General features: G+C 36.7%; 23 protein-coding genes, 1 tRNA gene and 1 pseudogene. 17 read left to right on the top strand and 8 right to left on the bottom strand.

Annotation, left to right across the window (positions count from 1 at the left end):
* The first annotated feature begins 71 nt into the window (after nt 1–71).
* A complete protein-coding gene (gene fadE / locus H1X92_RS12805) occupies nt 72–2,531 on the top strand; it encodes an acyl-CoA dehydrogenase FadE (RefSeq protein ID WP_180560669.1) in 2,460 nt (819 codons plus the stop codon).
* Nucleotides 2,532–2,553: 22 nt separating this feature from the next.
* Here the strand turns inward: fadE and lysA are convergent, their stop codons facing one another.
* A complete protein-coding gene (gene lysA / locus H1X92_RS12810) occupies nt 2,554–3,840 on the bottom strand; it encodes a diaminopimelate decarboxylase (protein ID WP_180560507.1) in 1,287 nt (428 codons plus the stop codon).
* Between the two features lie 122 nt (nt 3,841–3,962).
* On the opposite strand from lysA, the pseudogene H1X92_RS12815 reads away from it, so the two are divergent.
* The 3 genes and pseudogenes from H1X92_RS12815 to H1X92_RS12825 all read left to right on the top strand — a co-directional run bounded on the left by H1X92_RS12815 (nt 3,963) and on the right by H1X92_RS12825 (nt 6,828).
* A pseudogene (locus H1X92_RS12815) lies at nt 3,963–4,895 on the top strand (LysR family transcriptional regulator).
* Between the two features lie 394 nt (nt 4,896–5,289).
* Nucleotides 5,290–6,162 carry an MBL fold metallo-hydrolase gene (locus tag H1X92_RS12820; protein WP_180560508.1) on the top strand — a complete coding sequence of 291 codons (873 nt, stop codon included), beginning with the start codon at nt 5,290–5,292 and terminating at the stop codon, nt 6,160–6,162.
* 15 nt (nt 6,163–6,177) lie between these two features.
* On the top strand, nt 6,178–6,828 hold the full coding sequence (locus H1X92_RS12825) for a DsbA family protein (protein ID WP_180560509.1): 651 nt from the start codon (nt 6,178–6,180) through the stop codon (nt 6,826–6,828).
* A 143-nt stretch (nt 6,829–6,971) separates the two neighbouring features.
* Here the strand turns inward: H1X92_RS12825 and H1X92_RS12830 are convergent, their stop codons facing one another.
* Both H1X92_RS12830 and H1X92_RS12835 read right to left on the bottom strand, forming a co-directional pair.
* Nucleotides 6,972–7,346: a DUF4354 family protein gene (locus tag H1X92_RS12830; RefSeq protein ID WP_180560510.1), complete on the bottom strand. Its 375-nt coding sequence runs from the start codon at nt 7,344–7,346 to the stop codon at nt 6,972–6,974.
* A 130-nt stretch (nt 7,347–7,476) separates the two neighbouring features.
* Complete coding sequence (locus H1X92_RS12835; protein ID WP_180560511.1) at nt 7,477–8,163, bottom strand: prepilin peptidase; 687 nt, start codon at nt 8,161–8,163, stop codon at nt 7,477–7,479.
* A 256-nt stretch (nt 8,164–8,419) separates the two neighbouring features.
* On the opposite strand from H1X92_RS12835, the gene rsmE reads away from it, so the two are divergent.
* The 9 genes from rsmE to hemW all read left to right on the top strand — a co-directional run bounded on the left by rsmE (nt 8,420) and on the right by hemW (nt 15,272).
* On the top strand, nt 8,420–9,151 hold the full coding sequence (rsmE, locus tag H1X92_RS12840) for a 16S rRNA (uracil(1498)-N(3))-methyltransferase (RefSeq protein ID WP_180560512.1): 732 nt from the start codon (nt 8,420–8,422) through the stop codon (nt 9,149–9,151).
* Between the two features lie 9 nt (nt 9,152–9,160).
* The gene (gshB, locus tag H1X92_RS12845; protein ID WP_180560513.1) at nt 9,161–10,132 is read left to right on the top strand and encodes a glutathione synthase; all 972 of its coding nucleotides are present in this window, start codon (nt 9,161–9,163) and stop codon (nt 10,130–10,132) included.
* Nucleotides 10,133–10,317: 185 nt separating this feature from the next.
* On the top strand, nt 10,318–10,881 hold the full coding sequence (locus H1X92_RS12850) for a YqgE/AlgH family protein (RefSeq protein WP_180560514.1): 564 nt from the start codon (nt 10,318–10,320) through the stop codon (nt 10,879–10,881).
* The gene (gene ruvX, locus H1X92_RS12855) at nt 10,881–11,300 is read left to right on the top strand and encodes a Holliday junction resolvase RuvX (RefSeq protein WP_180560515.1); all 420 of its coding nucleotides are present in this window, start codon (nt 10,881–10,883) and stop codon (nt 11,298–11,300) included. The genes H1X92_RS12850 and ruvX overlap by 1 nt, the downstream gene beginning before the upstream one ends.
* An 85-nt stretch (nt 11,301–11,385) precedes the next feature.
* A complete protein-coding gene (locus H1X92_RS12860; RefSeq protein WP_180560516.1) occupies nt 11,386–12,069 on the top strand; it encodes a YggS family pyridoxal phosphate-dependent enzyme in 684 nt (227 codons plus the stop codon).
* A 45-nt stretch (nt 12,070–12,114) separates the two neighbouring features.
* Nucleotides 12,115–12,936: a pyrroline-5-carboxylate reductase gene (proC, locus tag H1X92_RS12865; protein ID WP_180560517.1), complete on the top strand. Its 822-nt coding sequence runs from the start codon at nt 12,115–12,117 to the stop codon at nt 12,934–12,936.
* A gap of 17 nt (nt 12,937–12,953) precedes the next feature.
* Complete coding sequence (locus H1X92_RS12870; RefSeq protein ID WP_180560518.1) at nt 12,954–13,535, top strand: YggT family protein; 582 nt, start codon at nt 12,954–12,956, stop codon at nt 13,533–13,535.
* A 20-nt stretch (nt 13,536–13,555) separates the two neighbouring features.
* On the top strand, nt 13,556–14,149 hold the full coding sequence (gene rdgB / locus H1X92_RS12875; protein ID WP_180560519.1) for an RdgB/HAM1 family non-canonical purine NTP pyrophosphatase: 594 nt from the start codon (nt 13,556–13,558) through the stop codon (nt 14,147–14,149).
* Nucleotides 14,142–15,272 carry a radical SAM family heme chaperone HemW gene (gene hemW / locus H1X92_RS12880; RefSeq protein WP_180560520.1) on the top strand — a complete coding sequence of 377 codons (1,131 nt, stop codon included), beginning with the start codon at nt 14,142–14,144 and terminating at the stop codon, nt 15,270–15,272. The genes rdgB and hemW overlap by 8 nt, the downstream gene beginning before the upstream one ends.
* 66 nt (nt 15,273–15,338) lie before the next feature.
* Here the strand turns inward: hemW and H1X92_RS12885 are convergent, their stop codons facing one another.
* The 5 genes from H1X92_RS12885 to trmB all read right to left on the bottom strand — a co-directional run bounded on the left by H1X92_RS12885 (nt 15,339) and on the right by trmB (nt 20,847).
* Complete coding sequence (locus tag H1X92_RS12885; protein WP_180560521.1) at nt 15,339–16,736, bottom strand: hypothetical protein; 1,398 nt, start codon at nt 16,734–16,736, stop codon at nt 15,339–15,341.
* Between the two features lie 448 nt (nt 16,737–17,184).
* The gene (locus H1X92_RS12890) at nt 17,185–17,910 is read right to left on the bottom strand and encodes a DUF2884 family protein (RefSeq protein WP_180560522.1); all 726 of its coding nucleotides are present in this window, start codon (nt 17,908–17,910) and stop codon (nt 17,185–17,187) included.
* Between the two features lie 38 nt (nt 17,911–17,948).
* Nucleotides 17,949–18,881 (bottom strand): glutaminase B, encoded by a 933-nt coding sequence (glsB, locus tag H1X92_RS12895; RefSeq protein WP_180560523.1) that lies wholly within the window; start codon nt 18,879–18,881, stop codon nt 17,949–17,951.
* A gap of 920 nt (nt 18,882–19,801) precedes the next feature.
* Nucleotides 19,802–20,128, bottom strand: a complete 327-nt coding sequence (locus H1X92_RS12900) for a YggL family protein (RefSeq protein WP_180560524.1) — start codon at nt 20,126–20,128, stop codon at nt 19,802–19,804.
* Entirely contained in the window at nt 20,128–20,847 is a 720-nt protein-coding gene (gene trmB / locus H1X92_RS12905; RefSeq protein ID WP_180560525.1) for a tRNA (guanosine(46)-N7)-methyltransferase TrmB, read from the bottom strand. Before trmB ends, H1X92_RS12900 begins: the two co-directional genes overlap by 1 nt.
* A 246-nt stretch (nt 20,848–21,093) precedes the next feature.
* Between trmB and mutY the strand changes: the two genes are divergently transcribed.
* The 4 genes from mutY (at nt 21,094) to H1X92_RS12925 (ending at nt 23,830) form a co-directional block, all read left to right on the top strand.
* A complete protein-coding gene (gene mutY, locus H1X92_RS12910; RefSeq protein WP_180560526.1) occupies nt 21,094–22,134 on the top strand; it encodes an A/G-specific adenine glycosylase in 1,041 nt (346 codons plus the stop codon).
* 24 nt (nt 22,135–22,158) lie between these two features.
* A complete protein-coding gene (locus H1X92_RS12915) occupies nt 22,159–22,431 on the top strand; it encodes an oxidative damage protection protein (RefSeq protein WP_180560527.1) in 273 nt (90 codons plus the stop codon).
* A 69-nt stretch (nt 22,432–22,500) separates the two neighbouring features.
* Complete coding sequence (mltC, locus tag H1X92_RS12920) at nt 22,501–23,571, top strand: membrane-bound lytic murein transglycosylase MltC (protein ID WP_180560528.1); 1,071 nt, start codon at nt 22,501–22,503, stop codon at nt 23,569–23,571.
* Between the two features lie 183 nt (nt 23,572–23,754).
* Nucleotides 23,755–23,830: transfer RNA gene (locus H1X92_RS12925), tRNA-Phe, on the top strand.
* Nucleotides 23,831–23,835 lie beyond the last annotated feature (5 nt).

The raw sequence follows: 23,835 nt of genomic DNA on the forward strand, positions 1-23,835 counted from the left end.
AGATTAAAGATAAGAAAAAACACAGATATGACCTCCGATGACTTAGTTTAATCATAATCAGGAGTACCATGATGGCTCTACTCACTTTTTTTCTATTTATTGGTTTATTCGGAATTCTTTGTTATCACAAAACGAATCTACTATTTAGTAGCCTACTTATACTTGCTTATTGTTTAGTTATGGCTAGTGCTGGTTTATGGTATTATTGGACGTTATTACTCGCAGCAGCGATATTATTCCCGCTGGTCTACTTGCCAGTTCGCCGCTCATTTATTTCTAGCAAAGCCTTACAAATTTTTCAGAAAATTATCCCCGCCATGTCAAAAACCGAGAAAGAAGCCATCGAGGCGGGCACAACTTGGTGGGAAGGCGACTTATTTCAAGGTACGCCTAACTGGGATAAATTACATAATTATCCAAAACCGCAATTAACAGCTGAAGAACAAGCCTTTCTAAATGGCCCAGTTGAAGAAGCATGCCGTATGGCTAATGACTTTCAAATTAGCCATGAACTAGCCGATCTACCCACTGAATTATGGCAACATTTAAAGCAACACCGTTTTTTCGCGATGATCATCAAAAAAGAGTATGGTGGACTGGAATTTTCTGCTTATGCTCAAGCGCTGGTATTACAAAAATTAGCTGGGGTTTCCGGTATATTAGCCATTACTGTTGGTTTACCTAACTCATTAGGCCCAGGAGAACTTTTACAACATTATGGCACAGATGAGCAAAAACAGCACTATCTCCCCAAACTAGCGCGCGGTGAAGAGATCCCCTGTTTTGCATTAACCAGTCCTGAAGCCGGTTCCGATGCTGGAGCTATTCCTGATAGCGGTGTTGTCTGTATGGGCGAATGGGAAAACCAACAGATATTAGGTATGCGTCTAAATTGGAATAAACGTTATATTACCTTAGCGCCGGTAGCTACAGTATTAGGGCTAGCCTTTAAACTTTATGATCCTGATCATTTATTGGGCGATATAGCCGATCTCGGCATTACGTGCGCTTTGATACCTACCAATATTGATGGGGTAGAAATTGGCCATCGCCATTTTCCTTTGAATATTCCTTTCCAAAATGGCCCTACACGCGGTAAAGATATTTTTGTGCCGATTGATTATATTATCGGTGGTGCCAAAATGGCCGGCCAAGGCTGGCGTATGTTAATGGAATGTCTTTCTATTGGTCGTGGTATTACGCTTCCATCTAACGCTACGGGTGGCTTAAAAAGTATTGCAATGGCAATCGGCGCATATGCCTATATCCGTCGGCAATTCAAACTACCTATTGGAAAAATGGAAGGTATTGAGGAGCCTTTAGCGCGTATCGCTGGTAATGCCTATTTAATGGATGCTGCTTCAACGTTAATTACTACAGCAATTGTATCAGGCGAAAAACCAGCCGTCCTCTCTGCGATTGTAAAATATCACTGTACTCATCGAGGCCAAAAAGCAATTATTGATGCAATGGATATTGCTGGCGGTAAAGGTATTTGTATGGGTCCGGCAAATTTCCTCGCTCGGTTTTATCAAGGGGCTCCTATTGCGATCACTGTTGAGGGCGCCAATATTTTAACACGAAGTATGATGATTTTTGGCCAAGGGGCTATTCGCTGTCATCCTTACCTTTTGCAGGAAATAGCTGCAACCCAAAATAACGATATTGTCACTTTTGATAAATTACTGTTTAGCCATTTGAGCCACACAATAAGTAACCTATTCCGCAGTTTCTACTTAGGCCTAACAAACGGCAGAACAAGCAAAGCACCAACAAAAGATAATACTCGCCGCTTCTATCAGCAATTGAATCGACAAAGTGCCAATCTTGCCTTACTGGCTGATATTTCTATGGCTGTATTAGGTGGCGGGTTAAAACGCCGTGAACGTATTTCTGCCCGTTTAGGCGATATTTTGAGTCACCTCTATTTAGCATCAGCAACATTAAAACGTTTTCAGGATGATGGCCGTCCAACAATGGATTTGCCTATTGTCGAATGGGTAATAAAAGATTGTTTGTTTCAATCAGAGAAAGCCATGCAAGCACTGCTACGTAACTTTCCGAATCGTCTAGTAGCTATGTTAATCCGTATTATCATTTTCCCATTGGGTTATCATTATTCCCCACCTAATGATCAACTTGATCATAAACTAGCAAAAATTATGATGACACCATCAGAAACACGTGATCGCATTGGTCGCGGTCAATATATGACACCCAGTGAGTCCAACCCTCATGGCATAATTAATGCCGCGTTATTAGATATTATTGCCGCTGAGCCAATCTTCGAACGCTTAGTTAGCCAAAATGCACACAAACCGCACTTTACCAATTTAGATAAACTTGCTGAGCAAGCACTTGCTGACGGTAAAATTACCCCACAAGAAGCTGACATTTTACGGAAAGCAGAAGCCAGCCGTTCAAGAACAATCAATGTTGATGAATTTGAATATGATGCCCTGGCTGTGGCTAGTGAAAAAACTGATAAACAGAAAAATAGTTCGCCGTTAAATAAAGAGCAAGCTGCTTAATCCTGGTGCTTACAGGGAGCTGTTAAGCTCCCTTATTACTAGTTATCAAACATGTTTCTAATGCCAACAACTCTGCCAATGTTTGACGCCGACGAATTAATTTTGGCTCACCATCTAAATACATTACTTCAGCAATTAGCGGGCGACTATTATAATTAGAAGACATAGAAGCACCATAAGCACCAGTATCATGAAAAACTAAATAATCGCCCACATGAATTTCAGGTAATAAACGAGGGACAACAGCGCCGTTATTTGCCTGTGTAAAAACATCACCAGATTCACATAAAGGACCAGCAACTAAGGTTTCACGTAAATTTTCATTAGTAAGATCTCGATTATCCGCTGCTAAGACAGAGATATGATGATAACAACCATACATAGCAGGACGCATAAGATCATTAAAACCACTATCAACTAGTACATAATGATTTTTGCCCATTCTTTTTATTGCCCTAACTTCAGCTAAAAGCACACCTGATTCTGCTACCAAATAACGACCAGGCTCAATTTCTAGTGTAATATGATGCCCCAAATGCGCTGAAATACGTTCACGAGCACTATTCCATAAGGCAAAATAATGGTTAATATCAATCCGCTCTTCAGCTAAATTGTATGGGATCGACAATCCGCCACCAGCAGAAATAGCTTGTATATCACAACCACTCAAGATGACCTGCTCTACCATGGCGTCACAGACTTTAGCCAGGTGACAATAATCAACCCCAGAACCAATATGCATATGTATCCCGACCAGCGTTAACTGATATTGATTAATTTTTTCAATAGCTAATGGCAGATCACTAAACCAGATACCGTGCTTACTATTTTCTCCACCCGTGTTGGTTTTTTGGTTATGTCCATGGCCAAACCCAGGATTGATACGTAACCAAATAGGATGATGCCGTTTGGCTTTTCCTAATTGAACCAGCATATCAATCGATCCGACATTAACCGGAATATCTAACTCTATTACACGCTCAAGAGTTTGCTTTTCAATCACATCCGCGGTGAACACAATTTCGGCTTGTTCACTTCCTGGACGAAAACCTGCGACTAACGCTCTTTCAATTTCGCCTAATGATACAGCATCAACTTTCACCCCCTGTTCACGCATCAAACGCAAAATATGAATATTGGAGCATGCATTTTGCGCAAAACGGATCACATCAAATGCGGTTAACTGCATAATCGCCTGTATAATAACTTCACTATCATAGATCCAGATAGGGGTTTCGAATTGAGCAGGAAGTTTAATTAATTGTTCTGCTGTCAAATATCGACTCGTTGTGGTTGCAAACGTTGTCATTAATAACCTTAATTTATTTTTTCATTTTTTATTATTATTAATAGAAAAAATGAGGATTAAAAATATCTATTTAGCTATAGTTTATTCATATTGGATATAGATAACTGCAGCGAGTTATATAAATGAAAACTTTTTCCTGGCGTCATATAGAAATTTTTCGCGCGGTCATGACCACCAAAAACTTAACCGATGCAGCCCAATTACTTAGAACATCTCAGCCCACAGTCAGCCGTGAAATCAGTCGTCTAGAAAATCTGTTACGATTTAAATTATTTGATAGGGTCAAAGGGCGGCTATTGCCAACTGCTCAGGGGTTAAGGTTATTCGCAGAAGTCGAACGTTCTTATTATGGATTAGAAAGGATCTATAATATGGCGGAAAATATCAGACAATTTTGAGATAGTAAACTTTCAATTGCCTGTTTACCGGTATTTAGTCAGTCGCTATTACCTAAAGTCTGTAAACGGTTGCTGCTCAATTACCCTGAAGTTAACTTCACCATTACCTCTCAAGAGTCACCTATATTAGAGGAATGGCTTTCAGCGCAACATTACGATATCGGTTTGACAGAAAATCAACAGATACCCACCGGTACCTATGGCGATATTTTAATTAGCCTAAATGAAGTCGTTGTTTTACCTCGTATGCACCCACTAAGTAAAAAAAAATATTTAACGGCTAAAGACTTTAATAATGTTGCTTTTATTAGTCTCTCAATTACCGATAGTTATCGCCAAGCAATTGATACATTTTTTGCTGAACAACATATTAGCCGGCGAATGATTATGGAAGTACATAATGCTGCCTCTGTTTGTGCTATGGTCAGGGAAGGATTAGGTATTTCAATCGTCAATCCATTTACCGTTATTGATTTTCTACAACATGATCCTGATAGCCTTTGTATCAGACCTTTTATTAAACCAATTCCTTTCACTGTCAATTTAATTAAGCCAATACATCGCCCTTCTTCTGAACTTACTGAAAGATTTATTCAATGCCTAAAAATGACTATTAAAGAATTTGAAACACAGTTACTTAAAGCCTTTCATGATTGATTATTTTTAAACTGATCCATCAACCAATTTAAGTTTAAAAAATTGAATACTAATTCTTAATATTATTGAGTTATTTTTATAAATAAAATATTGATAATTAAAAATAATTAGATTATTTTTTGATTAATTAATAATATGCCATGCTAATTGTATAGGATCATCTCGTCAGTTAACTGTTTTATTGATTAATTGTCGATCCACAGTAATACTATTTTGTATATGGGCGAAATTTGCCAAGCAGCGACTAAAATACTCTTTGCTGGTGAAATTGTATTGTTACCCTGTTTGAATACGCATATATACAATAACTTACTGTCAAGCGTGTTATTTTTCTTTCGGTTTTTACCATTTGCTATGAGTGATTAAACATTCATTCAGTATTAAGGAAAACATTATGAAAGTTGGCTCCATCATCACTATGGCTGTGCTTTTTACTTTCAGCACATTAGTTCAAGCGACAAATTTAAAAATGTCAGTCTATAACCCCGGTGAAAAAAGTATTTTCCCCGTCTCTTCTGAAATTATTAGTGGCGAGCATGAAATAATTCTTATTGATGCCCAATTTCAAAAAAATGATGCGGAAGAATTAGTTAATGGTATAAAAAAACTAAATAAAAAACTAACAACAATTTATATTAGTCATTCTGATCCCGATTATTATTTTGGACTAGAGGTTATTACTAAAGCTTTTCCTAATGCAAAAGTATTAGCAACAGCCGAGACGGTTAAAGCGATAAAGGCGACAAAAGAGGGTAAACAGGCCTATTGGGGGCCTATATTGAAACAACAAGCACCTAACAAAATCATTATTCCTGAGGTGTTGCAAGGTAATACATTAACGGTTAATGGTGAAAAAATTAAAATTCAGGGACTAAAAAGTGCTGCACCTGATCGTACTTTTGTTTGGATCCCTAAACTTAAAGCTATTGTTGGCGGTGTTCTTGTCTCTGACAATATTCATGTCTGGACAGCTGACACTCAGAGCAAAGCATCTCGCCAACACTGGCTACAAGCGTTAGAAAGTATTAAACAACTTAAGCCAAAAGTCGTTATTCCGGGGCATTACCTTGAACCTTCGGCAAAAGATATTACCAGCGTTACTTTTACAGAAAACTATATAAAAAAACTAGAAAAAGTTTTAGCAAAAAGTAAAAATTCAACTGAAGTCATTGACATTATGCAGCAAGCTTACCCAAATTTAAAAGAGCCTGCTAGTCTCGAATTGAGCGCCAAAGTATTGAAGGGTGAAATGAAATGGCCACAATAATTTCGCGAGGAAAAAATGTCATCAATAACCTTACATTATATTTTTGATCCTTTCTGTGGTTGGTGTTATGGTGCGTCTCCATTGATAGAAATTGCAGCTAGTCAGCCAAATATTAAACTACAACTACATGGTGGTGGTATGCTGACAGGTTATAACCGAGTAAAGATTGACGATCAATGGCGTCAATTTTTGTTAGATACTGATAAGCAGATTGCCAGTATAACTGGACAAACATTTGGTGATAATTATCACCAAATGTTACAACAAAATAATGTAATACTAGATTCGTTACCACCGATAACAGCAATTATTACCGCTGATGAATTAGCAAATAAAGGTTTAACAATGTTAAAGGCCATCCAAACAGCGCATTATATTGATGGGCTTCAGGTCAGTGATGAGAACACTTTGTTGCAATTAGCACAACAGATTGGACTAGACAAACCGCTGTTTCAACAAACTTTTGCCATCAATAAAGATGAACCAACTAACAAACATATCCAATCTAGTCGTACCTTATTACATAAAGTTGCTCGTTCCGGTTTTCCGACCCTAATTGCTCAACATAATGAAAATCTGATGGTAATAAATTTAGATAGATATTTTTCTCAACCCCAACTATGGCAAAAATATCTACAAAATTTATCAGCAGCTTCTTTATCATAAAATTTATTTATGCCTTTCCATGGATTGAAAGGGGTAAACAGTTATTTAGTTAGTGTAAGAATAAATTTAAACTTATTAAAAAGACATCTCTAATAATTTAACGCAGCTGCTTATTATAAAGTTAAGCTGCGTTTTGAGATTATTTATTTACAATTATCAGTTAATTTAACCATTGCTGCTTTAGTAATATCACGATTAATAGAAGCAAATACAATCATACCTTTTGCATTTTCGTTATTTTTTAGCACTTTATTATGTAAGTTCTCATCAATGGTATCAACTTTGAATTCTCTTGAACCTAAAAAAGCCTTGAAACAATATTTAGACAGATCAAGCTCTTTTTCCGACAAATTAGCAACCATTACCTCGAATCTTTTTGTATAATAGGATTTCTTCGCTGTAGAAATACTACCGGCTTCTTTTTGAGAGGCAAATACCGTAACACCATTTGGCACAGTTGCCATAATTGAAAATGAACAACAGATAAGAAAAGATAATAGCAAACTTGCTTTTTTCATTTGAACTTTCCTCATATTTTATCTAGTGAGTTAAAAGTACATAAAATTAATAAAGTCTTTTTTCATTAATAATACCAGTCTAAGTGTAACAGAGTTACCCTATAGCCCCAAATATCAACATACTAACTTGTTAAAGAATATTTTTTATGAGCCAATCCTCTTTAAAATATTTAATCAACATGAGACTAATACCTGCACTGGCTAATGCGGGACCAAAAGCAATTTTATCTGGTTTATATCGTATTTTGACCCATAAAAAAACATAATTAAGTAAGCCTAGACAAGCAGATAATAACATTAGATAAGGTAAAATATATATGCCTAACCAAGCACCATAAGCCGCAACAAGTTTAATATCTCCTTGTGCTAATCCTCGACGTTTAATAGCCAATTTAAAAAAACCATAAATAAACCAAAATATTAAATAACCAATCAAGGCACCATAAATAGCTAGTAACAGTTGCTCACTAGATTGCATAGCATGAAAAAGTAATGCTAATACAAGTAAGGGATAGACTAATAAATCTGGTAAATAGCCTGTCTGATGATCAATAAAAGCCAGTAATACGCTAAACCAGACGAAAAAAAGTAAAATCATCATATGGCTAAGGTCGGTAAGTAACAAGAATATGATAGTGAAAGGAATAAAAAGAGTAATAAAAAGGAGACATCTACTGGGTGAGCCATTAAATCTATAATTAAATAGATGAAATGGTAAATAACTAATTAATAATTGGCTTAAAGGGAATAAAATAATTGTTATAATAAACGCTTGTATCAGTTGCCAATACGAAAAAGTGGTGAGCCACGTTGCCATCTTCAAATTCCTTTTTGAAAAATCCTCATTATTCTCTCAGCATCCATTTCCAACATGCATAAATAAAAAACAATGCTTAACAACAGTTCTACAATAGATATTAACAATAATCTGCTTGTAAGCGATTTTTTGCGAATTATTACGCAAAATAAAAAGGGAAAATCAATAGCTAGCGAGACAACTTGCTAGTTTATTTTCCCATCTCTATTATAGGCACAATATTTTGCTAGCATTCAGTTTATAAGGAAGCATGGTTATGCGTGTTCCTCGGATCTATCATCCTGAAGCATTAGAATCAGGCGCAATAATACGATTAAGTGATAATGCCACTAACCACGTTAGTCGAGTTCTACGTATGAGTGTAGGACAAAATATTGAGTTATTTGACGGTAGTAATTCTATTTTCGTGGCGCAAATACTCGAGGCTAATAAAAAATCAGTTATAGTGCAGCTCGGGCTGGCGACAATTGCAAACAGAGAATCCCCTTTAGATCTCCATCTTGGACAAGTTATTTCTCGCGGGGAAAAAATGGAATTCACTATTCAAAAATCAGTAGAGCTTGGCGTCAATACCATTACTCCACTACTTTCTGCACGCTGTAATGTTAAACTGGATCCCGGGCGACTGAGTAAAAAGCAACAACAATGGCAGAATATTGCTATTTCTGCTTGCGAACAATGTGGACGTAACAAGATCCCCTTAATTCGTTCAGTCATGCCTCTTGAAGCTTGGTGCATGGAAAAAGATGATGCATTAAAAATTAATCTCCATCCTAAAGCCCAATCAAGTATTAATACACTGCCTGCATCTGTAAATAAAGTCCGCTTACTCATTGGCCCAGAAGGCGGACTTTCACCAGAAGAAATCATAATGACAACTAATTACCAATTTACTAATATCCTACTTGGACCTCGGATATTAAGAACAGAAACCACTGCGTTAACTGCAATCACAGCATTACAAGTTCGTTTCGGCGATCTTGGTTAAGGAGACAAAATGATCAAATTAGGTATTGTGATGGATCCCATTTCAACCATAAAAATTAAAAAAGATAGTAGTTTCGCTATGCTATTAGAAGCACAACGCCGTGGCTATGAAATTCACTATCTAGAAATGGGCGATCTCTATTTATTACAAGGCGAAGCATACGGGCATACTAAGCAACTGATCAATATTAAACAAGATACTATGCAATGGTATGAATTTGGTGCTGAGCAAGATATTGCGCTGAAAAATCTTGATGTGATTTTAATGCGAAAGGATCCTCCATTTGATACTGAATATATTTACGCCACTTATATCCTTGAAAGAGCAGAACAAGCAGGTAGTTTAATTGTCAATAAACCTCAAAGCCTACGGGATTGTAACGAAAAACTATTTACTGCCTGGTTTGCTAAGTTAACGCCTGATACATTAGTAACCCGAAATAATAAAAAACTACGTGAATTTCATCAAAAACATGGTGATGTCATCTTTAAACCCCTGGATGGAATGGGTGGCGCGTCTATTTTCCGGCTAACAAAAGATGATCCTAATGTCAGCGTCATTATCGAAACATTAACCCAACATGGTCAGCGTTTCTGTATGGCGCAAGATTACTTACCTGCTATCAAAGAAGGTGATAAACGTGTGTTGGTTGTCGATGGTGAACCGGTTCCTTATTGCTTAGCCCGTATTCCAGCTCAAGGTGAAACGCGAGGAAATCTAGCTGCTGGAGGATCTGGGGAAGCGAGGCCATTGACAGGAAGTGATTGGAAAATTGCTAGAACAGTCGCGCCTATATTAAAAGAAAAAGGGTTAATTTTCGTTGGCTTAGATATTATTGGTGATCGCTTAACCGAAATTAATGTTACCAGTCCTACCTGTATACGTGAAATTGAAGCCGCATTTTCGGATATATCAATTACGGGTATGTTATTTGATGCAATAGAAAAACGACTAACTGCAAAACAGCAAATTAACAAATAGCTAACATTATGGTTAACTGAATAATAAAATAGGATACTATAAATGTTTTCTACTGTTATAAAATACGAATATCGTAAAGTCTACCTACGATAGAATTTACACAACCTAGTGTGTTTGATTAATTATTTTTTACCGCTTAATTCAGGTATATTTTATTGATAATTCAGGAAAATAAGTTTAATGATATGAATTTACAAAACCACTTTCTCATCGCCATGCCAACGTTATTAGATCCGTTTTTTCAAAAGTCGGTGGTTTATATCTGTGAGCATAATGAAAAAGGTGCTATGGGTTTGGTGATCAATAGACCAATCGAACAAATTTCAATCAACAGCATATTAAAAAATTTAAACATCAAAACAACAGAATACGATCATATAACTGAATTAAGTCAACCGGTTTTTTCTGGTGGCCCGATTGCAGAAGCGCATGGTTTTATTCTACATTCGCCACAAAACGGTTTTCATTCTACCTTAAAGCTTTCTGATGAAATTATGATCACCACTTCAAAAGATATTCTCGAAACTTTAGGCACCACCAAACAACCAGAAAAAACACTTATCGCCTTAGGATATTCAAGCTGGGAACAAGGGCAACTGGAAAAAGAGATGATGGAAAATAATTGGCTAACCGCTAAAGCTGATAGCAATATCATTTTTCACACACCTATTGCTGAACGCTGGCGTGAAGCCGCTGCTCTGATTGGGATTGATATTTTTAATATTTCAAATCAAGCAGGTCATGCATAATGGCAAATAGAACAATTATCGCTTTTGATTTCGGTACACTGAGTATTGGCATCGCCATCGGGCAGGAAATTACAGCAACTGCCCGTCCTTTAACAGCAATAAAAGCCAAAGACGGTAAGCCCAACTGGTTAGAAATTGAAAAAATATTACAAGAATGGCAACCTGAACTAGCTATTGTTGGACTTCCTCTCAATATGGACGGAACAGAGCAGCCAATGAGCAATCAAGCCCGTAAATTTGCTAACCGTTTGCATGGGCGCTTTGGTATTCAAGTTACATTACATGATGAACGCCTAACAACGATAGAAGCGCGAGCACAACTCTTTAATCAGGGTGGTTATCGGGCTTTAAATAAAAGCAAGATTGATTCCATTTCTGCTGTCATCATTTTAGAAAGTTGGTTTGAACAACATGCTTAGTCAGCATAATTATAATAAACTGTTACTCATAGCCACGATAATGAAGTTATGCTGTTATCCTATTTTATTTAGCATCTAAATTTTTATGAATACAATCCAACAAAATCTGGTTAATGTCAAAAATCGCATCATTCAAGCAGCTAATAAATATCATCGCTCGCCAGAAGATATTACTCTGCTTGCCGTCAGTAAAACTAAATCATGTGAGGCAATTCAAGACGCTATCGATGCGGGTCAATACCAGTTTGGCGAAAATTATTTGCAAGAAGGGATAGAAAAAATCACCTATTTTAGTCACAAACAGGATTTAATATGGCACTTTATCGGCGCGCTACAATCCAATAAAAGCCGATTGGTAGCTGAGCATTTCGATTGGTGTCATACTATTGATAGATTAAAAATAGCACAACGATTAAATAATCAGCGTCCGGCAAATAAAGCGCCATTAAACGTACTGATCCAAATTAATATCAGTGATGAAATAAGTAAATCAGGTATTGCACCAGCAGAATTAGATAAATTAGCGGCTGAAATTGTATTACTACCAAACTTAAAATTACGTGGTTTAATGGCAATCCCAGCCCCAAATAATGAACTGAGCCAACAAACGTCAATTTTTCGCAGTATGGAAAATTTATTTAATCAATTAAAAAAACAATATCCAGATATTGATACTCTTTCCATGGGTATGACCGCTGATCTTGATATTGCTATTGCTTGTGGTTCAACATTAGTCAGAATTGGCACAGCTATTTTTGGTTCCCGATAATGAATTAATTTGAAAATCAATGCGATCAATAAAAGGAGCAATATAATGCAACAGCGAAAAATTACCTTTATAGGCGCTGGGAATATGGCTCATGCGATTATCGCAGGATTAATATCTGCTGGTTATCCGGAAAATTACATTACAGCATGTTCCCCCACAGCAACAAATCGCGAACTACTGGTAAAAAAATATGGTATAAATGGAAAAAGCGATAACAGCGAAGCAAGCAAACAGGCAGATGTTATTATTCTTGCTGTTAAGCCCCAGATAATGGAAACCGTTTGTCAACCTCTAAAAGAACAGGTTAATTTTGCCAATAAATTGGTTTTGACAATTGCCGCGGGAATTCCGGCGAAACGTTATCAACAGTATCTCGCGCCTAATATAAATTTGGTGCGTGTTATGCCCAACACACCGTCTCTGGTTGGTCAAGGTGTTAGTGGTTTGTATGCCATGGATTGTGTATCAGAGGATGATAAAACCTTTGCTACAGAACTAATGGCAAGTGTTGGTAAAGTTTTCTGGCTGAATAACCAAGCCGCTATTAATGATATTATTGCCGTAACTGGTAGTGCACCCGCTTACTTTTTCCTATTTATGGAATCAATGCAACAGGAGGCTGAACGACTTGGTTTTGATAGTAAAACAGCAAAAGAGCTGGTTTTATATACCGCCCAAGGTTCTATTGCCCTAGCAGCAAGTAAATCAGATCTCTCTTTTGCGACATTAAGAGAACAAGTAACCTCTAAGGGCGGGACAACAGCTAAAGCCTTAGAGCAGTTTTATCAAGCTAATTTACCTCAGATTGTTACCAATGCCATGCGTGCTGCAATCTGCCGCGCTGAAGAAATGGAAAAACAATATTGATCTTTTAGGATAATTAAATGCAATTTTTAACTTTTATCGTACCAACCATTATTCAACTATACATTATTATTTTATTGCTACGCGTTTGGATGCAATGGGTTAGAGCGGATTTCTACAATCCCTTTTCCCAATTTGTGGTCAAAGTCACTCAACCGATCGTAGGACCATTGCGTCGTTTTATTCCAGCCATTGGTGCGATTGATACAGCAACTTTATTAGTCGCCTATATTCTTACCGTGGCCAATATTCTTTTTGTCATGTGGGCAACAAATACGCTCGCTTTAATCAGCATAACGTTACTACCTCTTAGCTTTATCCAATTATTAACCTATGCCGGCAAGTTAGTTTTTTGGCTGATCTTAATTCGAGCTATTCTTAGTTGGATAAGCCAGGGCCGTAATCCTATTGATTATATGCTTATGCAATTAACCGAACCTTTGATGTCACCTATTCGTCGGATTATTCCTGCCATGGGTGGATTGGATTTCTCAGCCATGATAGTGATGCTGATCTTGATTGCTTTAAATTATCTGCGGTTGGATATTCTGTTATTTATTGATCCGACTATTACCAGCATACTTTTTCAGTTGGCTATTTGATGTAAAGGTAAACAAACTTCATGCAAAAAGTGGTATTAGCAACGGGTAATGCCGGCAAGGTAAGTGAATTTTCTGACCTATTAAAAGAGTGTAACTTAAATATTATTGCTCAAACTGAGTTAGCTATCAGTCCGATCGCGGAAACAGGATTAACTTTTATTGAAAATGCGATATTAAAAGCACGTCACGCAGCAAAAGTCTCTGGTTTAGCGGCCATTGCCGATGATTCAGGCCTTTCGGTTAAGGCGCTAAAAGGTGCGCCCGGTATCTATTCAGCACGCTTTGCGGGTGAAAATGCTTCTGACGAAGATAATTTATATAAACTATTATCCCTCATGAAAGATATCCCGGATAACCAACGCCAAGCTCAATTCAATTGTGTCCTGGTTTATCTCCGCCATGTTGCCGATCCCACACCGATTATATGTCACGGTATATGGCAAGGTGTGTTAACCCATGAACCTAAAGGTAGCAACGGTTTTGGTTATGATCCTATTTTTTATGACACCAAACTAAAACTTACCGCAGCTCAATTAACCAAAGCGCAAAAAAATGCACTCTCTCATCGTGGGCAAGCATTAAGGATGTTATTAGGATCTTTAACTAATGCTTAAATTACCTCCAATGAGTCTGTATGTTCATATCCCTTGGTGTGTACAAAAATGCCCTTATTGTGATTTTAATTCACATACACTAAAAGGTGAGCTACCCCAACAAGAATATGTCACACATCTTCTAACCGATCTCCAGGCTGACCTGGCATTAATAAATGGTCGCCAAGTTAATAGTATCTTTATTGGTGGAGGTACGCCAAGTCTGCTCGACGCTAAGGCGATGCAATCTTTGCTTGATGGTATACGGCAAAGATTATCCTTGGCTTCCGATGCCGAAATCACCATGGAGGCTAATCCTGGCACCGTTGAGGCGGATCGTTTTAGCCAATATCAACAAGCTGGCATTAATCGGATTTCGATTGGCGTACAAAGTTTTGCTGCCGATAAACTCACTAAACTAGGCAGAATACATGGCCCCGAAGAAGCCATCCAAGCCGCTTCTCTGGCAGCAGCATTAAATTTACGTAGTTTTAATCTTGATCTGATGCATGGCTTACCTGATCAGACACTGGAACAAGCACTTTCTGATCTACGCCAAGCAATTGACTTATCTCCGCCCCATATTTCTTGGTATCAATTAACGATTGAGCCTAATACCCATTTTGGCTCTTGCCCACCGATACTCCCTAATGATGATGCACTATGGAAGATTTTTTCTCAAGGGCATCAGTTACTTAATAAAGCCGGATATCAACAATATGAAATATCGGGTTATGCCAAGCCAGGATATCAGTGTCAGCACAATTTAAATTATTGGCGTTTTGGCGATTATCTAGGTATTGGCTGCGGCGCACACGGAAAAATCTCTTTTGCTGATGGTCGTATTTTGCGAACAATGAAAACAAAACATCCCCGTGGCTATATGACGGGTCACTATCTCTATCAACAACAAGAGGTAAACCAATCAGATAGGCCTTTTGAATTCTTTATGAATCGCTTTCGCTTGCTTGAGGCGGTAGCAAGACAGGATTTTGTTGATTACACCGGTTTAGCGGAAAGTGTTATTCGTCAACAACTTGATAACGCTTTGAAACAAGGTTATATCACACAAACAAAATCGCACTGGCAGATCACCGAGCAGGGTAAGTTATTTCTTAACTCTTTGTTAACGCTATTTCTATAAAGTCATTTACATCCCATTTAGCATTGGGATGTAAATGATGGCATATTATTCTACTTTTCTGAGCAGTTATACCCTTTTATCTACTATAGTATTCCTACTCTTACCATCGGTATTATTAATACCAGGTTGAGTGATACCAAATAATTTACCCAATGTCGTATCACCAATAACCTGTTTATGGAGTGCTTGTACAGTTTCCTTGCTAATTAGAGGACTTTTATTTTCAATTAGAAACTTAATAGGATCATACATGCCATCCGGCCACTCAATGGAATTACCCTTAGTCAGTAGTTGAATAAAAATATCCAAATGAGGAGGTACCGCATACAGTAGCATGGTATTTTGTCCTGTACGATTATTACCTTGTACACACAATTCTCTCAAATTGCGATAATTACCACTTTGCAATGCGTTTTTTAAAAGAGCTCCCCTAAATTCACCGTGTAAATTGTCTCTATTAGAAAATTCTAAACTCCCCTCTTTGAAGTGAGCAATAAATTTCGCTGAATCAGCACCTTCTTCGATTGTACAAAAATTTTCATGGCCATACTTAGGGTTGTCTAAGTTTTTTCCAAGCTGCTCGCGTATTATTTCATCATCACTCATACATTGGATACTTACCCTAATATGATCATCAGTACTTTCATGACCAATACCAAAAATATCAGGGTTATCAGATATATATTGGCGAAACGCCATACCTGTAGCCGCTGCACAAAAAACACCATAAGAAGTGTTTGCACTATCAACTACATTATTGGCTTGATATATTGTATGCTCTGCAATTTGTAATCGATAATCCCATTCAACATATTTATTAGGTGGATCAGCGTCAATGGTAAAATCTTTTTGGTGTTCAGGATTGGCTAACTGACGCAACTGTTCAAATTTCTGTAATCGCTCATTTAGTGAAGTATCATCGGATGATGGATGATAAATTTGAAATAATTTCTCTAAGGCCTGCGACTTCATTTCATCTTGAAAAAAATGGTTAACCCGCTCCAATAACCCCGCATTTTGTCTTATAAATTGACGATGTTCTATCTCTGTTTTAGCTGAGCAAAAGCTATCATAAGAGGTATCTGCCTGATCAGCGATAGTATTGGATTGATATATATTGTGTTGTCCAATCTTGAATTGAAAACTCCATAGTCTAGCTTCGTTAGGTGGATTAACCTCAACAGTAAACTTTGTTTGTTGTTCTGGTTTGGCTAAATCAATCAATCGTTCAAATTTCTCTAGTTGCTTATTTGGTGATGCATCATGGCGTGCTGGCTGATTAATTTGATCAAACAATGCCTCTATTGCTTGCCGCTTCACACCACCTTGAAAAAAATCTTTAATCCGATCCCATAATCCCATATATTGTGCTTCAGCCAATGTTTCTGCATTCATAACACGATTAAGTCGACTTTCATTGAAGTTATAATTGTGGTTATGACCTAGGTTCAATATGGTAGACATGAATTGTGCTCCTATCAAAGCCAAACTTTTTAGTCATTTATTTTCTATAACAGGCTTATCAGTTAAGTTTCATACTTAGTACTGTCTTTTTTATTGACATTAGCCACTAACAAAAACAGTCTATTTAACGATAAGTGTTATTATATTTAATAAATTATTTCATTTAATAGAATAGAGATATCAGGGTATAGCCTGATTTTTATCAAATAGTTAATATTTCATGGAGTAATAAACAAGCTCGTAGATTTTAATTTTTTCTCATTAAAAAACTTCACTGAAATCTAGCAAGAAAAATGTCAGAAAATTTAACCTGACTAATACCTGCAACAATAACAGGTAATAATCAGATTAAATTTTATTGATTAAAATAAATTGCGATTAAATTAAGCACTCAATTTAGTCATACCCGATTAAATTGTACGGTTAAAATAGATGATAGTTTAAAAAACTATTTCAACTTATTTAATAGATCAATACGCAGCTGTTCCATGTGGGTAATTTTGCGACAAACCTGTTGGCCAAACTGGCGAAAATTATCTTCTTGCTTTTTCCATTCCAATTCTAAATCCTGCTGTAATCCGCTTAACCCACCGAGCAAATTTTGCAGCGACTGGTTGGTATCACTACCGGTTAATAATTGTCTACGCCCCATTTCATTAATACTATCTTGCAATATTCCACCTAAACTTTCATTAAGTAAAATACGGCTGTCTGCTTCAATTGTTTTTAATCTCTGATGATGAAAGATCAAGCTATCAGCGCGTTGTTCAATAACCTTATCAATCTGTTTATCCAAATTCTGTTTTAACACATTTAAGCGATTTCTCACTTGACTGTCCTGACCCATCAACCGAACCACCAGCTTATCGAGTATTTGCTTAGCTTCCGCTAATTTCTGCTCTGTATGCTGTTTTATCCACGGCAACTCTTTACGCACCTCTGTTTGATAATTAATAGCTTGCACTCTCTGCAGCGCGGTTAATGGCATTACTTTATTATTAAATCTAACTTCACCATCAGGTGTGATCTGTAAATTGCCACTGGTGCCTTTCACTTGTATATGTTGTTTGGTAATAATAATGTCATCTTTAAGATTCGTAGAACATTGATGTCCTTCAGCCACAGCAAAAGTTGCCATCAGTAATGTACAAACAATTAGTAAAATACGTAACATATCTTCTCCTGTAACCTGCTGCTTTATATTGCCATTTGTTAAAAAACGGAGCGACCTATCCGTTGAGATAATAATTCTAAGGCAGCGCAACCTGCCAAAGAGTTCCCTGATTTATTTAATTCAGGTGACCATACCGCTACAGTAAAAGCATTAGGCACAACACAAATGATACCGCCACCAACACCTGATTTACCCGGCATACCGATACGAAAAGCAAATTCACCAGAGCCATCATACATACCACAAGTCATCATAAGGGCGTTAATTTGTCGAGCTTGGATTGGTGTGATGATCTGCTCCTTATTTAATAATCGTCCATTATTGGCTAAATAATTAAAACATTGGGCTAATTCCACACAATTCATGCTTAGTGAACAATAATGAAAATAAGTTTCTAATACTGCTAAAACATCACTCTTAAAATTACCAAAAGATTTCATTAAATAGGCAATTGCTGCATTGCGACTCGCATGCTCCATTTCCGAGCGCGCCACTTGGTTATCATAACCAATATCCATTTGACCGGTAAGTGAGCGAACAAATTCTAACATTCGTTGCTTAGGGGTGCTGAATCGAAACTGCAACATATCAGTGATGATAATAGCCCCGGCATTAATAAAAGGATTCCTTGGTATGCCCTTTTCCATTTCTAACTGTACCAATGAATTAAAAGGTAGTCCTGACGGTTCCTTACCAACCCGACACCAAATTTCATCTTCGCGGTAGCGAGTCATAGCTAAGGTAAGGCCAAGGACTTTAGAAATTGACTGAATAGAAAAACGCTCATATGCATCACCGGCCGAAAATATCTCTCCTTCGACAGTACAAACAGCCATAGCCAAATGGTGATTCGGTACTTCTGCTAACGCTGGGATATAATTTGCTACTTTTCCTTGTCCGATCAAAGCACGGACCTGCTGTAAAATATCTATGAGTAAGGTATTAGAAAGTGTTGTGTTTAAAGTTTTCATGTCTTAATACTATCCGATATTATTTTTATTTCCTATAAATTACCATGATAAAAATATAATCTATTTATCAGGTTAACTTTTATCTATTTTCTCTTGATGCTTAAATTTCACCCAATTGATGATTAAAAAATTTAATTAATTCCAAAACTCATAATTATCAAGTGCCTATTATACGGCAAAATATCACCTAGTTAAGTTAAAGAGCAAAAGCTTCTATCATTAATTATAATTTAAAAACATAATAAAATTTTAACTTATAATGCAAAACATAACCACCTATTATTAAACATCAGAAAAATTAATTAATAATTTTAACGAATTCCATGTAAAAATAGATAGTTAATTAAATACTAACTGAATATTTTTTTAGCCTATATTATAAGCATGCTAAATTTAACCATTTGAAAATATATTAATATTTTTTATATATGTATAATGGATAGAATGGCAGACATCATTTTGATTGATTCAAAGTTTTAAAAAATATATTGTTGTAATAAAGACAATATTTATTACTTAAAATAAAGAGACTAAAATAGTTATTTATTTTTTTATTCAATGAGTTAATATAAATCTAATTTTATCATCATTTATTATGATGAATTAAAAAATAAGATAGCGTAATATTTGCCAACTTTGTAATGAACCATCTGTAATTTAAAGTTATAAAAATACATTTAAAATTGCTAAATATTTCATTTGCTTTTTCTTTAATTGATACTAAGCAAAAAATAAATAACTGCTAATCTTTAAAAATATAGTTTTATAGTGAAATAATCTATTGATAAACTTATCTACACCAAAAAAGTAATCGTTAGATGTGGATTAAATAATCCCTTATATTTATTCTTCGGTTAGACAAATTAAAGATGCCAAAGACACTTAGTAACAATAATCTGTCTAATAATATTTTAAACAGATTAATCCCACCAAATATCAAATAATTCCGATGTAACCACCTTTTTCATACCTTGATTTTTTAACCACTCTTCGACTAATTTACGATGCTCTTCTGTACATTTGCCAGTTTTTTCCATACAGATTAATCCTTCCCAATCTAAATAACCACTGGCGTCCATCGCTAAACCATTAGGCTGAATAAGCTCTATAATAAAGGTATCAACCATACTATCAATCTTATCAACCGGTGTTTTAGCAGGAAAAGACCATTTTACTGAGAAACCGACCTCCTGAAATTCGTCTATATGTAGTTTTTTACGTAAACGACGGCTACGTTGCTTAGACATTATTTTATCCTCTCAAACATAAGATCAAATACACCATGACCTAATTGTTGGCCACGCTTTTCAAATTTAGTCACTGGTCGCGAAGCGGGGCGCTCAACATAATCGCCTGCAACTGACAAATTTCGATAATTACTGATTTCGCGCATTACATTTAACATATGCTCGGCATAAGGCTGCCAGTCGGTTGCCATATGAAATATACCGCCTAACTCTAATTTATGTAAAACAAGCTCAGCAAAAGGTTGCTGCACAATTCGACGCTTATTATGCCTTACTTTGTGCCAGGGATCCGGGAAAAAAAGTTGCACCATATTTAACGAATCATCTGGTAACATTTTCTCCAATACTTCAATTGCGTCATGACACATCACGCGTAAATTACTCAAGTTGGCTTCATTGGCGGCTGCCAAACAAGCCCCAATTCCCGGGGCATGGACTTCAATGCCCAAAAAATTTTTAGCCGGATTTTGTTCTGCCATGGTAACTAATGATGCTCCCATACCAAAACCAATTTCCAGGATCACCGGCGCATTATTGCCAAATAGCGAATTAAATAATAGAGGCTGGCCAGTAAAGTCTACCCCCATCTTAGGCCATAACATTTGCAGCGCATTTTCCTGACGGGGAGTTAATCTTCCCTGACGACGAACAAAGCTACGAACACGACGCATTACTTTGCCCTCGTCATTCACTTCTGGAGTAATAACATTTTTCATCATAATTATTGAGATTATTTCTACCAATTAATACTATTCATAATAGAGACAATTATATTACGAGTAGTTGAATAAGAAAATGGCTGGTATAAGCATTACTTGATTGACGGAATAAAAGCCCTCGTCAAAGCTAATATCTGACTAAAAAGTAAAAAATATATATTCCTAACAAAAACGGCTATCGATGATAACACTACTCATATCAAAACCTAATTTTTATCAAAACTATTTAGGGTAAAGACTTTTTATATGGATACACTGCAATTTTCTCATTCTGTACTTAACTGGTATCATCGTTATGGGCGCAAAACGCTTCCCTGGCAACGAGAAAAATCACCCTATCATGTCTGGTTATCTGAGGTCATGTTGCAGCAAACACAAGTTGCTACCGTTATCCCTTATTTTGAGAAATTTATTAACCATTTCCCTGACATCACCTGTTTAGCTAATGCCTCACTAGATGAAATATTGCACCTCTGGACTGGCCTCGGTTACTATGCCAGAGCGCGCAATTTGTATAAAGCAGCACAACAAATTGTGGCAAAATATAATGGCAATTTCCCTAATAAATTTGAACAGGTTATTTCGCTGCCAGGTATCGGACGCTCTACCGCAGGCGCTATTTTATCGTTATCACAAAATCAACATTTCCCAATCTTGGATGGTAACGTAAAACGCGTGCTTACACGTTACTATGGCATTGCAGGTTGGCCCGGTAAAAAAGAAGTTGAAAACCAATTGTGGGCTCTCAGTACCCAGGTAACCCCAGCTAATGATGCGCAATATTTTAATCAGGCGATGATGGATCTCGGTGCTATGATCTGTAGTCGCAGTAAACCAAAATGCGAACTTTGCCCGTTACAAAAAGGTTGCCATGCTTTTATAAACCATAGCTGGCAAAATTTTCCTGCCAAAAAACCTAAACAACAAATTGCCGCCAAAAGTAGCTGGTTTTTGATCCTACAACATGACAACTCAATTTGGTTAGAAAAGCGCCCTCCTGCTGGTATTTGGGGAGGCTTATTTATTTTTCCACAATTTGATACGCTTAATGCACTAAATGAGTGGCTTGAGAATTCGGGTATTGTATATGACAAAATAGAACAACTCATTCCATTTCGTCATACCTTTAGCCATTTTCATTTAGATGTTATCCCCATTTATGTCACTATTAATCAATTCTCCGCTTGCATGGATGAAACGCAAGGACTTTGGTATAACTTACAGCAAGATATAAAAATTGGCTTAGCCGCACCGGTTGAAAACTTACTTAACCAATTTAGAAATTAACTTTGCCGTTTTGAGGATCACTTAATGAGTAGAACTATTTTTTGTACTTTTTTACAACGTGAAGCGGAAGGTTTAGATTTTCAGCTTTATCCTGGGGAAATAGGTAAACGGATTTTTAATCAAATATCTAAGGAAGCCTGGGGGCAATGGATGAGCAAACAGACCATGCTGATCAATGAAAAAAAGCTTAGCACGATGAATCCTGAAGATAGAAAATTACTAGAGCAAGAGATGGTAAAATTTTTATTTGAAGAGCAAGACATTCATATCGAAGGCTATACCCCACCTGAAAAATAATGGTCAACCCATCAGAATCTTGACCATTCTGATGGCTTTTTATCTGACAAACTGTGAATGATATGTGATATGAAAAAGCTGCTGCTCCCTCTCATTATTGCCCAACTTTTGCTGGCTTGCTCCAGTAAAAAAGAAGTCTCATTTCATCCTGAATACATCAAAGATACCAATGGATTTGATATTTTAGTTCAGCAATTTGCACATAATATTGAGAATATTTGGGGCATTCAGGAAGTTTTGATTGCGGGGCCAAAAGATTACGTCAAATATACTGATCAATATCAAACCCGTAGCCATATTAATTTTGATAGCGGCCGCATTACAATAGAAACTATTGCTGGCGTAGAGCCGAAAGAATACTTAAAAAAAGCAATTATTACTACCTTATTGATGGGTGATGATCCAGGCTCTATTGATCTCTACTCTGATATTAATAATATCGCTATTAGTAAAGAGCCGTTTTTGTATGGACAAGTACTTGATCAGACAAATCAACCAATCCGCTGGGAATGGCGGGCGACAAAATTCGCCGATTATTTATTGCAAAATAAATTACAGCGCCGTCAGTCAGGATTACACATTATCTGGTCAATTACCATCCAATTAGTGCCAAATCACCTGGATAAACGTGCTCATAAATATTTACCTTATATTCGTCAGGCAGCGGCAAAATATGGCGTTGATGAATCGTTGATCCTAGCAATTATGCAAATAGAATCTAGTTTTAATCCTTATGCAGTCAGTCGCTCTGATGCCATAGGTTTAATGCAGATTATGCCAAACACCGCAGGTAGAGACGTTTTTCGTACCCAAGGAAAATCGGGCCTTCCAAGCCGCAATTATTTATTTGATCCCGCCAATAATATCGATCTAGGGACTGCCTATTTATCATTGTTACAAAACACTTATCTAGGTGAAATCACTAATGCTACCTCGCGTCGTTATGCGATCATCACCGCTTATAACGGCGGAGCCGGTAGCGTATTAAGAGTATTCCACAACGATAAAAAGTTGGCAGCGCAAATTATTAATCAAATGCCACCAGGTGATGTTTACCAAACATTAGTGACTAAACATCCAGCAGCTCAATCACGTAACTATCTGATTAAGGTAAATAATGCGCAAAAAAATTATCGATAATAACTTTTTTACTTAGCTAAGTTGGTAGCCTGAAAATAAACGGCAGCATGTCTCATTGGCGAAAAAGCTTTGAACGATTTTTCTATAACACTACTTAAATTGTTGAAAAAACAAGCATAAGAAAGCTTATTGCAATAATTTTAATTGACGAAAATATTATAATCAGGTTTAATACGCCCTGTTGCCCGGATAGCTCAGTCGGTAGAGCAGAGGATTGAAAATCCTCGTGTCGGTGGTTCGATTCCGCCTCCGGGCACCAAGTTG

The organism is Arsenophonus endosymbiont of Apis mellifera (genome assembly GCF_903968575.1).
Taxonomy (GTDB): domain Bacteria; phylum Pseudomonadota; class Gammaproteobacteria; order Enterobacterales; family Enterobacteriaceae; genus Arsenophonus; species Arsenophonus apicola.